The 13,189-nt window shown below is 36.8% G+C and carries 14 protein-coding genes; 3 read left to right on the top strand and 11 right to left on the bottom strand.

Translation table 11 applies throughout. The features are described 5' to 3' along the window. Positions 1–5: 5 nt before the first annotated feature. The 3 genes from EV200_RS19410 to EV200_RS21830 form a co-directional block, all read right to left on the bottom strand. Positions 6–923: a HamA C-terminal domain-containing protein gene (locus EV200_RS19410; RefSeq protein ID WP_132535703.1), complete on the bottom strand. Its 918-nt coding sequence runs from the start codon at positions 921–923 to the stop codon at positions 6–8. Between the two features lie 644 nt (positions 924–1,567). Continuing rightward, the gene (locus EV200_RS19405; protein ID WP_132535701.1) at positions 1,568–1,840 is read right to left on the bottom strand and encodes a hypothetical protein; all 273 of its coding nucleotides are present in this window, start codon (positions 1,838–1,840) and stop codon (positions 1,568–1,570) included. A 364-nt stretch (positions 1,841–2,204) separates the two neighbouring features. Beyond that, entirely contained in the window at positions 2,205–2,369 is a 165-nt protein-coding gene (locus tag EV200_RS21830; RefSeq protein ID WP_165877983.1) for a hypothetical protein, read from the bottom strand. A 273-nt stretch (positions 2,370–2,642) separates the two neighbouring features. Here EV200_RS21830 and EV200_RS19400 point away from each other — a divergent pair, with 273 nt between their 5' ends. Next, positions 2,643–3,287: a hypothetical protein gene (locus tag EV200_RS19400; RefSeq protein ID WP_132535699.1), complete on the top strand. Its 645-nt coding sequence runs from the start codon at positions 2,643–2,645 to the stop codon at positions 3,285–3,287. A gap of 111 nt (positions 3,288–3,398) precedes the next feature. Here EV200_RS19400 and EV200_RS21825 read toward each other — a convergent pair whose 3' ends face one another. The 7 genes from EV200_RS21825 to EV200_RS19370 all read right to left on the bottom strand — a co-directional run bounded on the left by EV200_RS21825 (position 3,399) and on the right by EV200_RS19370 (position 10,422). Then, positions 3,399–3,566: a hypothetical protein gene (locus tag EV200_RS21825; RefSeq protein ID WP_165877982.1), complete on the bottom strand. Its 168-nt coding sequence runs from the start codon at positions 3,564–3,566 to the stop codon at positions 3,399–3,401. 190 nt (positions 3,567–3,756) lie between these two features. Continuing rightward, entirely contained in the window at positions 3,757–4,212 is a 456-nt protein-coding gene (locus EV200_RS19395) for a hypothetical protein (protein WP_132535697.1), read from the bottom strand. Between the two features lie 123 nt (positions 4,213–4,335). Further along, the gene (locus EV200_RS19390; protein ID WP_132535695.1) at positions 4,336–4,569 is read right to left on the bottom strand and encodes a hypothetical protein; all 234 of its coding nucleotides are present in this window, start codon (positions 4,567–4,569) and stop codon (positions 4,336–4,338) included. 189 nt (positions 4,570–4,758) lie between these two features. Continuing rightward, complete coding sequence (locus EV200_RS19385) at positions 4,759–5,583, bottom strand: SDR family oxidoreductase (RefSeq protein WP_132535693.1); 825 nt, start codon at positions 5,581–5,583, stop codon at positions 4,759–4,761. Between the two features lie 19 nt (positions 5,584–5,602). Further along, complete coding sequence (locus EV200_RS19380; protein WP_132535691.1) at positions 5,603–7,072, bottom strand: glycoside hydrolase family 30 protein; 1,470 nt, start codon at positions 7,070–7,072, stop codon at positions 5,603–5,605. A 189-nt stretch (positions 7,073–7,261) separates the two neighbouring features. Next, positions 7,262–9,091 carry a glycoside hydrolase family 2 protein gene (locus EV200_RS19375; protein WP_132535689.1) on the bottom strand — a complete coding sequence of 610 codons (1,830 nt, stop codon included), beginning with the start codon at positions 9,089–9,091 and terminating at the stop codon, positions 7,262–7,264. Positions 9,092–9,273: 182 nt separating this feature from the next. Continuing rightward, the gene (locus tag EV200_RS19370; RefSeq protein ID WP_229676747.1) at positions 9,274–10,422 is read right to left on the bottom strand and encodes an MFS transporter; all 1,149 of its coding nucleotides are present in this window, start codon (positions 10,420–10,422) and stop codon (positions 9,274–9,276) included. Positions 10,423–10,674: 252 nt separating this feature from the next. On the opposite strand from EV200_RS19370, the gene EV200_RS19365 reads away from it, so the two are divergent. Next, positions 10,675–11,118 (top strand): MarR family winged helix-turn-helix transcriptional regulator, encoded by a 444-nt coding sequence (locus EV200_RS19365; protein WP_132535687.1) that lies wholly within the window; start codon positions 10,675–10,677, stop codon positions 11,116–11,118. A 44-nt stretch (positions 11,119–11,162) separates the two neighbouring features. Then, positions 11,163–11,993, top strand: coding sequence for an MBL fold metallo-hydrolase (locus EV200_RS19360; protein WP_132535685.1), 831 nt, complete (start codon positions 11,163–11,165; stop codon positions 11,991–11,993). 971 nt (positions 11,994–12,964) lie between these two features. On the opposite strand, the gene EV200_RS19355 is transcribed toward EV200_RS19360, so the two are convergent. Continuing rightward, a partial coding sequence (locus EV200_RS19355) for an integrase core domain-containing protein (RefSeq protein WP_165877981.1) occupies positions 12,965–13,189 on the bottom strand: 225 nt, incomplete at its 5' end.

Genomic DNA, 13,189 nt, shown 5'->3' with positions numbered 1-13,189 from the left:
CGCTGTTAAGAGTTTTTATAAAAGTCAGCCATTGAAACAAATCTGTCTACAATAATTTTCTTTAGTGGTACTGGAAAGAAAATTAAATGAAACTTAATTTCTGAATAATGTGGTAAAGTTCCAAGTTTGTCAATTTGCTTTTTAAAATATGATTCCGCTCTTTTTTTATGGAATTCAATTATATCATCTTTGTATAAATCTGAAATTACTGTATGTTTTTTAGTTATTTCGCACTCGTGCAAAAGCAAGATTGGAATGTGAAGTTTAGGTTTGATAAGATCAATAGATTCTCTTGGTGATAGAGCCGACTTTATTTTATTTCTTAGGATTTCATCGTCAATTAGCAAGTCGATATCAGAAACATTTGTAATAATGCTATTTTCTTTCTTTAGTTTTTCTGTGGATAGAGAGTTTTCAACCGATGTTATTATTTCAGGAATTCTAGTGTCTTCGATACTATTATAAAATTTTGCTTCACCAAACCATATAGAAAAATCATTTCCATTTTCAATGATTATGTGTACACTATCAGCACCTTTTGCATTGTCCTGAGCATTTTGTTTGTAGAATATTTTTGGTACAACGGGCAGTGAATTGAAATGATGTTTCATGATGGCATACAAAACAATTTCAGCAATTTCACTTCCCTTGCTTATATCGCCTGTTTTGTCCGAGAGTCTTAGATTTTTAGCTGCGTATGTTAATAATGAATGATGGCTATTAATTAAGCTTTCTCGTTCATTATATGATAGTGAAGTCTCAGCAATGTTATCCCATATAAAGTTTTGAAAGTGATTATATCTCCATTCTGAGTCTTCAAAATTATTTATCATACTAATTACACTTTTATTTGTAATTGGAGATAAAGTATCGTTGGAATTTATATCGGAGAAAGTATTGTTGATTAAGATTTCGAAATCCATATTTTGGCTTGATGGGAATTTTATATACAAGTTTGAATTATAATTACGCGAGAATCGGACTATAAATTTTTTCTTGATTTCAGATAGTGACTTAACAATCGGAATTTAGTATCTAATATATCGATTTCTTCATTAAAAGTTGAAATGGCTTATATTAGGTAGAGCATAATTTATAATTTACTTTGCTAATATATAAAGAATAGAAATGCCTGAATTACGGAAAACAGTAAATACTCACTTTTAGTACGCGAACCTCCTGCGAATGGAGGGAAGGTCACTGGAGTAAAGCTTCGCAGAAGCGATGCAGTGATATGTTTATGCAATAAACACGAGGCTTGGCGGTATTATTGATTAATTATTAAGTTACAATGACCAAAACCAAAACACTAATCAGGGTTAGCAGCACTTTTAATTAGCCAACTAATAGTCCATTAATATCTGAATGTTTCAATGTCCCCATCATTAACAATTTAATTAAATGGAAGGCGTGCGAATAGTTTTCAATAGGGAGCTGTTCCTCAGCATACAAAAGGTCACTGGAATCAAATTGAACGCCATAATCTGATTTTCCAGCAGCTGTGAGATATTCAAATGCCTCTTTACATATATGATATATATGCGAGCTTGTAAGGTAGTTCATATCGTTACCAACCTTGTGAATCATGTTTTCGGTTTAGTAGTATTAGTTTATTTATAGTGGCATCTGAAAATTCGTTAAAATCAATCCCTCCCCACCATCCAGCATATATAGTAAATGTATCGTTTAATAGAAATATCTTGAACTCATTAAGCTCATTATCAGAACTGCCATAATTCCCTTCAATTTCTTTGAATAATAACATTTGATAGGCGATTAAAAATCCTTCTTTTAAAACAAGCTCATTGTTCTTATAATTAATTGACCACTCAATACTCATGCTCAAATATAATAAAAATGATACCGTTAAAAACAAGTGATTGCTCACCGCCTGCGAACTGAAAAAATGGGTGAGAATAAGTAGTTGCACTGCAACGGGATTCGATCTATGTTTTAACACAAGCGTTAGCGCAGCATTTTCAATTGCACAGGCGAGCTGAGAAGTAGAGCCTGACTAGATTTATCCAAGATAAAGCGAAGCAAATCCTAAATAAAGATTTTTCTACTTGTTGGTAATCTCATCGACCATATCCATCAAATAGATACTTTCGTTTGTGGAACACAGAAGGGACTATAAATAAACAAAAAAACCGCTTCGAAATTATTCGAAGCGGCCTAATTACCTAACCTATTGTTGCTATATACTATTTTTTAGCAGCAGCTTTTTTAGCTTTGTGGTGGTGTTTTTGTACTTTTTTAACTGTTGTTTTTTCTGTTTTAACTTTAACAGGTTCTTTAGTTTGTGCACTTACTGCATTTACAGCGAAAGTAGCTACAAGGGCGATCATTAATACTTTAATTGCTTTCATGTTGATATTTATTTTATGGGTTATTACCTTGATTATTGTTCAATAAAGTTCTAGATATCAAATGAAGAATAGATGAATTTTTACCCGTTTAAATAAAAATTTCAAATCATGTTTTTAGCACCTGGAAAATGAGGCTAAAGAATTGGCTGGTGACATGGTCAAAATTGGGATTAGATCATTTATTTAAAAACTGGACATGTTATGTTGAATGGTGTTATTTTGTTTTTCCATTGCTTTTAAATAGTTTTAGCCATAAAATCAACCTTTAAGAGCATGTTTGAAATTGAAGAAACGGGTGGTGCATACATTGGATCAGGCCAGGCTACCTGGCCGTTTGCTAAATTGTTGGTTAATAAAAATGAATTGCGGTTAAATGCATCCATTCTAGGTAATTTATATTTCAGACCATCTGATATTATTTCTATCGAACTATTTTCAGCAGTATTCACATCAGGTATTAAAATTAATCACCGGGTTAACGGCTATAGTGAAAAGGTTGTTTTTTTAACTTCCGGAAGTCGCGATCTGATTAAACGAATAACAGATATCGGATTTCTAAATAACAACAGTGTCCTACCGGCAGCCGTTGAAGCGGAGATTGCAAAATATCAATCAATCGGAAGCTTTCCTTTGAAATGGTCAGCGGTGATTGTTTTTGTGGTTATCTGGAATTTTTTATTGCTGGGAGATCTATTAGGGTTTTTTGGGAATAACGATAATCATACAGTTATGAGCTTTGGTGGACAGCTGGCACCGGCATTTGCCTTTTTATTTGCACTCGCCATAATAATATCCGCCCCCTTTAGTCGCCTGGTATTAAAAAACGGACATAAAGCAAAGGATATTAAATCATTTTTGTTTTTTTTAATGGCAATAACCGGATTTATTTTTATAATGGTTTCGCTTATTTCTCACTGATCAAGAGAAATGCCTTTAGTCTTCTCTATTTTCATTTGATTCCTAACTATAACAATAAATCCATCCCGAAATTCGGAATGGATTTATAACCTCAATCATTTTGTGTGGCGACTACATTTTTGCAGAAGCAGCTTTTTTAGCTTTGTGGTGGTGTTTTTGTACTTTTTTAACTGTTGTTTTTTCTGTTTTAACTTTAACAGGTTCTTTTGTTTGTGCACTTACTGCGTTTATAGAAAAAGTAGCTACTAATGCGATCATTAAAATTTTAATTGCTTTCATGTTGATATTTATTAATGGGTGAATAACCTTGTTTATTGTTTAATAAATTTCTAAATATCAAATGAAGAATTAATGAATTTATCTACCTTCTTAAAATTTAAATTCTCATGATTTTTTTTCCTTGTAAACACAGGCATATCGCACCAGACTAAGGTTTGAGACAGATCATCTTCAACCTGATCTCGCCTCTTTAATCTATCGGAATCAACTGATTGAATTTAGCCACTGTAGGTACAGGACCATCTGCCGGATACGTGGTATAGTTGATCGTCAGTACCTGCTGATCAATGGAAAACTTTCCTTTATCAAATAAAACATAATTTATCGGGGTATTACTGATGATTTTTCCAGTAGAGGATTTTTCCAGATTGCTACTCGTATTAACGATCAGTTGATCTCCGGAAATGGTATATTTTCCAATCACTTCTGTACTCCAGTATTGATTACCCTGATCTCTGATTTGCATGGAAAAGTTTCCACCCGCTTCAAAAAGCAATCTTTTGCTATATGCCTTTTGTGGAACTTCTTCCCATGATCCTGTCAATGCATCTTTTGGTCCGGCAGGTGTTTTGTCCTTTTTGCAGGAAATCACGACCAAAGAAAGTAATATCATCAATCCGCTGATTGATAACAGGTTATTCTTCATATCTTTTAATGGTTTTGCATGATAAACGGATATCACACCATAAACGCTACAAAGAATACCTATCATTCCATATAATACTGCTATGAAAAAGACGGGAATAGATCTTGAAATAGGTTTCAAAGATTAAGCATCTTCACCGTTCCAAACGTCATCATCTGCATGTTTGATCTCATCATGGCTGGAAGTTAAAGATTTGAATTCTTCGTGATGATAATTGCGCTCCGGGTTTTCTGGCAGTAAATCATCATGACCTGAAGCCGTTTTTCTTAAGTGTTCAGGTTTCTTAACCTCTGATAAATCATCATGAATAACTGATGGTGTTAAAATCTTTTTTTCGGGATGCTGGTTGTTTTCCATAATGATTTAAAGGCAAATTTCAAGCCACATACAAAGATGGGTTTAAAATATGGCCTATCGGTTAAAAACCGTAATTAATGTGTTTAATCCAAAATCACCCGGGCCATATTGAATTTATGAAACAATCAGAAAAAATAAAAGAGGCTATTTCAGCCTCTTTTATCAATTTAGATTATCATTTATAAGAATCTACACACCTGAGAAGGAACAGAAGCCACCATCAACAGTAATGTTTTCACCATTTACAAATTTAGAAGCATCGCTCAAAAGATAAACCAAAGCGCCGATTAACTCTTCCGGAGCGCCGAAGCGCTTGAATGGTGTTTTCGAAATAATGGCATTTCCCCTGGCTGTTAAGGAGCCATCCTCATTGATGAGTAAAGCCCGGTTTTGGTTGGTAATGAAAAAACCCGGAACAATGCCATTGATCCTGATTTTATCCTGATAGCGGTTAGCTAATTCTACAGCCATCCACTTGGTATAACTGTCTACAGCCGATTTAGCCATTGAGTAACCCAATACACGGGTAATGGCCTGAGTAGCGGAAACCGATGAAATATTTACAATGCTGCCACCATTTTTGGCAATCTCCTGACCAAAGATCTGAGTTGGGATAATGGTTCCAAACAAATTTAAATCGAAAACCTGTTTTAGTGCAGAAATATTCAGGTTGAATATATCGCTTCCTGGTTGGATTACTGCTTCAGCCACATTACCGCCCGCTGCATTAACCAAGGCATCTATTTTGCCAAAAGTTTCTATAATACGGGTTTTAGCGGTTGTCAATGCTTGCTCATCCAACACATCGGCAATGATATAAATGGCCTTGCCTCCAGCATCAATTACTTCCTGCGCACGGAGTTTGGCCACTTCTTCATTTCTGCCAATCACGACAAGGGTTGCTTCTGCAGCATTCAGCCCCTGAAGAAATGCTTCTCCTAATACTCCGGTAGCGCCTGTTACAACAACAACTTTATCCTTTAAGGAGAACAGATTTTCGATTTTTTTGATCATGGTTTAGGTTTTTATTTGGTTATTCTACCACTAAAGTGGTAATCGAATGTGGAAGACTGGTTGTATTTGCAGCTTGCCCTTTAATCCACAAACTATATTTTAATTTTTCGTCAGATTGGTTCATCACCACCACCACTAATTTGCCATCAGTGTTTAAGAAAGCTGTCGTTTGCAACAAATCTCTGCTGGATGCAGCGCCTACTCTTTTAGCACCGGGACGGATGAATTTAGAAAAATGGCCCATATAATAATAGGCATTGGTATAGATGAGTTTATCTTTTTTAGTATCAGCATGAACTGGTGCAAAACAGAAATTACCCACATGGTTCGGACCACCTTTTTCGTCTAAAAGAATGTTCCAATCGGTCCAGGCAGCTGTTCCGGCATTAAAATCATTGATCATGGAATAACCATAACGCTCGCCTAAAGTCCAGTCATCTAATTTATTTACATCATATTTTTCCTTACAGCCTTCAGTAAAAATCAGCGCCTTATCCGGATAGGCTTCGTGTGTTTGGCGCAAATTACCAAATTGCATTCCGCTACCCGTCCAGGTTTCATACCAGTGGAAGCCGATGCCCCAAACGTATTTAGCTGCATCTTTATCATTTAGAATGGTACTGGCTCTTTGGAAAATCTGATCACGGTTATGATCCCAGGCGATTAACTTTTTAGATGCTAAACCTGATTTTTGCAAAGTTGGGCCTAAGAAGTTCTTAATAAAATCGCGTTCTTCTTCAGCAGTGTACACGCATGATTCCCAGATTTGCTTGGCCATTGGTTCGTTCTGAACAGATAAGCCCCAAACCGGAATGCCCATTGCTTCATATGTTTTGATGAATTTTACGTAATGGTTCGCCCAGCTTTGGCGAAATTCAGGAAGCAAATGTCCGCCTTTAATTAGGCTGTTGTTATCTTTCATCCATGCTGGTGGCGACCATGGGCTTACAAATAAAGTTAGTTTACCTCCGGCTGCGGCAGTTGCTTGTTTAATTAATGGAATTTTGAACTGCTCATCATGTGCTACACTAAAGGTTTTTAAATCTTTATCGTTATCTTGAACATAACCATAACTGCCACTGGAAAAATCGCAGCTGGCGATATTGGTACGGGCTAGTGTATATCCAATCCCTTTATCTTTACTGTAATATGCTTCCAGCAATTCCTGCTGATTTTTTTTCGACAGCTTGGCAAATGTTTCGGCTGATGCATCCGTTAGTGCACCACCAATACCCACCATGGTTTGATATTTTATGGTAGGATCTACAAAAATGCAAGGCTCTGTTTCAAATGGTTGTTTATTTTCAACAAAATTTAAAGTTTCTGTTTTGCTGATCCGATACTCCGATTTTTCAGCCGTGGTATAAACGGTTACTTTTTTATTTCCTAAGGTGTAATTTTGGACTGGTGCGGGCAATGCTTTCTTCTTCTGCGCCGAGGTGCTGAAAGCTGTTGCCAAAATAAGTAAGATGCTTAAATGTTGTTTCATTATGATTATTTATTGTAGTTTAAATCCCTTCTTCAAGGCGATCAAGGGTTGTAAGGTGTCGAATCTCTGCATAAATCCATTGATTAAACCCATATTCTCGTCATTCTTTCCTATTTTTTGGATCATAAGACCTAATCACTTATCTGCCAGATGCAAAATAATCCATAGATTTTATTAACTAATCATTACTTATTTATATTTGGTTTCCATTTGATTATAAAAATCTTTCACCACATAAAATGCTTTCTTTTTCTTGCCGGTTTCACTAATTAAGCCCTTACGGTTCCAGAAATTCTGATAAACGGGATGTTGTCTTCTTGGCGATCTGAAATCAGCTAAGATCCATGGTGTTACACCCCGTAAGGCACTTATTTTGCTTAGCATGCTAAACTGATTTTTATAAAGTGCTTCCTGGTATTCCTCGCTCCAGCGGGTATTTTCATCAGCATGAAAACCACCCAGGGCATCACCTCCAAATTCACTGATGACCACTGGTTTTTTATATTTAATATCGAAAGTATATTTCGATAACTCTGCCGGAGCGCCGCCCCAATACCATCCAGCGTATTCGTTAAAACTTACTAAATCAATTACTTCACCCAATGGATCATTTAAGACCATGGTGTTGCCCTCACGGTGAACTTCAAGCGCTGCAGCTACCAGACGGGAATCATCAAGTGTACGTGCGGTTTCAGCCAGGTTAGTCATAAAACTCAAACGGGCATCACTTAGTGGGGTTTCGTTTCCAATCGACCAGATGATCACGCTTGCGCGGTTTTTATCCCGAACGATTAAATCCGTTAATTGCTGTTTGGCATTGGCATATGTAGAAGGATTGGTCCAGCTGATGGTCCAGTATACGGGTACTTCAGCCCAAACCATCAATCCCATTTCATCAGCTAAGCGAACCATTTCTTCATTATGAGGATAATGAGCCAAGCGAACATAATTGCAATTCAGATCTTTTGCCCATTGCAACATCATCCTCATATCCCCTTCTGAACGGAGGCGACCCGCCAAAAGCGGGTTTTCATCATGAATAGAGATTCCTCTTAAAAAAGTATTTTTACCATTTAAAAGAATGCTATCGCCTTTCACCTGGATGGTTCTAAATCCAATTTTATCATTGATATCTTCTTTATCACTTTTAATATTTACACCATACAACTTTGGATTCTCTGGCGACCAAAGCGATAAATTATTCCAGGTAAATTCATCTTTAATTTTTCCTTCGGAGTCTGTTTTATATTTCTTTTCAAGTTTTAGTTCAGGGATAGACAATGTGATGTCTTGCCCGGCTGTCGCATCGGCTAATTTTACCGTAAAACTAAGCAGGTTATTGTTTCCTTTAACTAATTGCAGTTTATAATCGCTGATGAAATGATCTGGAAACTCAGCAAGAAAAACGTCGCGGGTAATGCCACCATAGTTCCACCAATCGGTATTTACAGTAGGAATTTCATCTGGCTTCCGGGTATTATCAACCTTTAAAATGAGCGTATTCTCACCAGGTTTTAAACTGCTTGTTACATCAAACTGAAATGGTGTAAAACCGCCTTTATGTACACCCAACTTTTTACCATTTAAATAAACATTTGCTTCATAGTTGACTGCACCAAAGTAAACGTAGTACTTTTTGCCTTTTTCAGGCTTAACATCAAACTTTTTACGAAGCCATACATTTCCTTCATAAAGCGATAACTGTTCTGATTGGGAATTCCAATCTCCAGGAACATTCATTTGGGGTGAGAGATCAAAATTATATTCAATAAGCTCGGTTTTATCTTTTTGTACCCGATCATCATAATACCCACCTGTTCCACTTTTAGATTGATCGAAAGGCTCGTGGCGATAATCATAATACCCGTTTTCATAAGGATCAACGATATAATTCCATTTCCCATTTAAACTTAGAATTTTTCTGGCCTGGATATTTTGAAGTGCGGTAACCTGTGCGTTACCCATTGAAGTGATAAGTGAAAAGCAAATGACGAATAGAATATATCTTGATCTAAGCATAACTGATATTTTTGATCTGTTTAATTAACAGTTTCAAAACTAATAAATAATTCTTTAGAACTTAAAACATGTCAGCGATGTTGCTAAATCTATCTTTTAAGCAAAAACACCTACTAAGTTAACGTCTAAAAATTAACACAGCGCATGAGATCAAACTGAAAAATTAACGTTAAGAATGATCCTTAACTAAAAAAAGACAGCTTATTTTCTAACTGATTACGGTGTTTTTCATGGTAAAGAAAAGCGCCAACAATGAGCAACCCTGCTACGCCCTCAAAAGCTACAATAACTTGTGTACCATATAAATGTGCAAGATAGCCCATTAACAAACTCCCCACCGGCAATACTCCCTGGTAAGCCATAATATAATAACTCAACGTTCTGCCCCTCATCAAATCATCGGCATGGGTTTGAAGATAGGTATTGATGGATGAAGTTTGTGCCATTAACCCCAGCGCAGCTAAACCGGTACAAACCAGCGCGAGTATTAAAGTAGGTGCAATGGCTAAAGCAATCACGGCAACGGCAAGAAGTCCGCCAGATACGATGACAATCTTCTGTAAATTTTGACCAGCTTTCCGGGTAGCCATATAGATTGCGCCAAAGAAGGCACCAAAACCTGCAGCACTTTCAAACCATCCGAAGGTTGTGGCATCTCCATTAAAGATATCTTTTGCAAAAACAGGAAGCAGCGTTGTAAAAGGAATCACCAGCAGACTAGAGGCGGCCATCATTAAAATCATGGAAGATAAATCAGGTGAGGTTTTGAGATAATCGTAACCCTTTTTTAAATCGATCCATATGTTTTCTTTAGACTTAACGTGTGCAGTTAGTTTTAACTTCATCATCGCTAAACAAGCAATTACCGCTATAAAACTGACAAAGTTGAGGAGGAAACAGATGTCTTCTCCTAACGTACTCAATATTACGCCAGCCAGCGCCGGACCAATTAAACGGGCTGCATTAAACATAGAAGAGTTGAGCGCAATGGCATTCGGTAAATCTTCCTTGTCTTCGATCAGGTTAACCATTAAAGATTGACGTGCGGTTACATCAAAGGCATTTACTAATCCCTGCACCAATGATAAGGCAGCAATCCAAAACATATCATAAACTTTAAACCAGATCATAACAGCCAGCGCACCAGCTTGCAGCATTAAGATGATTTGGGTAATGACCAAAATCTTGTATTTATTATGCCTGTCTACATAACTTCCGGCGTAAGGGGCTAAAATTAATGATGGAATTAAACTTAGAAAAGTAATTAACCCTAATAGGAAGGCCGAACCTGTAAGGCGATAAACCAACCAGCTAATGGCCACTCTTTGCATCCAGGTGCCAATAAGCGAGATGGCTTGTCATGTAAAAAATAGTCTGTAATTATAATGTCTTAATGAACGAAAAATACTCATGATTAAAATAGTAAAGTAACTTTACAAAAGTATAAAATTATATTAAAACAGTAAAGCTACTTTATCATTTTTTTTATCATATTATGATCATAATTCTAAATGATCCTTGAATAAACATCTTTAATACAATATAAATTAACATTATCTTTGTCAAGTTAATTTACCAGACGCATGTCAAAACAAACACAGGAAATTGCTGCAAAGCTGAGAAGTACGGTTACCCGCCTTACCCGGCAATTGAGAAAACAGAACGTGAGTTCTGAGTTTAGTAATGCAGAATTGTTAACCATGTCTTTACTGGAACAACATGGCAAATTATTATCTACAGAGCTTGCTGAAATGGAGCGGGTTTCAAAGCAAGCCATTTCACAAATTATTAACCGCCTTTTTGATGCGCATTGCGTAGAAAGATTTCCAAGTGATGATGATAAACGTAAAATACATATTGGTTTAACCAAACTTGGCGAAAAGCACATCATAGCCAGTCGGAAAATAAAGGAAGAATGGTTGGTTAAAACGATGGAGAAAATATTTTCAGAGGAAGAAATCAACCTCATTCAAGCTTTTCTTCCACTATTAACCAGGTTGGTGGAATACAATGGCACTAGAGTATAGTTTTACTTTCCCGTTATGTTAATTAGCCTTAACTTGCGAATCCAATGGCATTATACTTTACATCCATAAATTCAGGCAGCAACGGCAATTGTTATTATGTCGGCAACGAGGAAGAAGCCATTCTGGTTGACGTGGGCCTGCCTTGTAAAGAGGTAGAAAAGAGAATGTTGCGATTAGGCCTTTCCATCCAAAAAGTAAAGGCCGTTTTTATTTCTCATGAGCATAGCGATCATATTAAAGGTTTGGCTGTGTTCGCCAGGAAATATAAAATTCCGGTTTATATTAGTGTAGCGACACTCAAGAGCAGCAAGTTAGCTCTTGACGAACAAAATACTTTCGGATTAAGCCATACCCAGAATATTCAAATTGGGAAACTGCAAATCACAGCCTTCTCTAAATTCCATGATGCTGCTGATCCTTATTCTTTCACGATTGAATGTAATGAAGTTCGGGTAGGTGTTTTCACAGATATAGGCTCGGTATGCGATCGATTAATCAATCAGTTTAAACGTTGCCACGCCGCATTTTTAGAATCCAACTACTGTGCGAACATGCTGGCCAATGGACAATACCCTTATTTTTTAAAAAGAAGAATTACCAGTGGCCGTGGACACTTAAGTAATTCACAAGCTTTGGATTTATTTTTAAATCACCGCCCGGATTACATGTCACATCTTTTGCTGAGTCACTTATCCAAAGACAACAATAATCCAGTTCTGGTAGAGCAAATGTTTAATGATGTTGCCGGAAACACCATCATAAAGGTAGCTTCAAGAGATTGCGAGACAGAAGTTTATTACGTATCAAATCAAAATTCAAAACCATATCGTTTCGATCCAAGCCTATATCAACCTGAACAATTAAATTTATTTTAAAGCGCTCCCTCCTCTTATCTTCAAGAACGCTATTAATAAGCCTTAAAATCTGTCGCTCATGTTCTCGTACGGGCTTTTTTTTTTAGACTCCACACCGGATAAGGGTTTGTAAGAGATGTGCCCATAATAAACTGGAAGATTCTTCGTGATTACCTCATCGCTGGATAGACAATATCGGCCAATTATGGTTTAGCTCTACCGGCAGACTTAAGTGATGTACAAGGTAAGTGTGGCGAGATGGTGGGGTAAAAGTGGGGTAAAGGTGGCCCGGAGGCGGGGTAAAGAAATCGATTTTTTGAGAATTTGCCACGTCAGCGATTTAACACTACCTTAAATATAGGGAGAATAATTAAATTACTTTTCTACAACCTGAGCATTCGATTAATGATATGCATTAGAATACTATTTGAACAGGTTATCGCTATTAGTTACCCCCTATCCGCCTATCGGCACCTTTCCCCTGAAAGGGAAAGGGCGTAAAAAAGGGTTGTATCACCTAAAAAAAGTTTACATCTGCTGTTTTATGCACATAGAATTCCCCTCCAGAGGGGTGTCCGCAGGACGGGGTGGTTTTTTGTTTACTTCATAAAAAGGAAAGTTATCCTGTCAAAGAAGTTTTATTGATCATCCGAGTTCGATTAATCATATGCCTTACAAAACTATATAATAGGTTATTTATATTTCAACCACCCCGCCCTTTGGGCACCCTCCGATGCATCGGAGGGAATGGCAAAATGCCCAGATTTTCCTTTAAAAAGAGATTAATGCTCCTGCTGTTTTATGCACCCAGAATTCCCCTCCAGAGGGGTGTCCGCAGGACGGGGTGGTTTTTTGTTACTTCATAAAAAGGAAAGTTATCCTGTCAAAGAAGTTTTATTGATCATCCGAGTTCGATTAATCATATGCCTTAAAATACTATTTGAACAGATTATTTATATGTATCGTCCTAAAAAAAGTTTACAGTTTTAGTTTTAATCCTTTAATTGATTTACAGGGTTTTTATTTTCCTGAAATGGGTTTACAATTTTAGTGTTTTTAATATAATAGTTTTTCCACAATTTCTCCACATGGAGTTCTTTGGAATGTACCATTTGGGGTGTTAACAGACCAATACTCAGGTGCGGTCTTTCATTGTTATATAGTTCTACAGCTGATCGCAGCATTTTCTCTGCCTGTTTGAAGTCATCAGGCTGAGC

The organism is Pedobacter psychrotolerans, from assembly GCF_004340665.1.
Taxonomy (GTDB): domain Bacteria; phylum Bacteroidota; class Bacteroidia; order Sphingobacteriales; family Sphingobacteriaceae; genus Pedobacter; species Pedobacter psychrotolerans.
The sequence above is the reverse complement of the archived record's forward strand: the minus strand, read 5'-3'. Positions and strand labels throughout refer to the sequence as shown.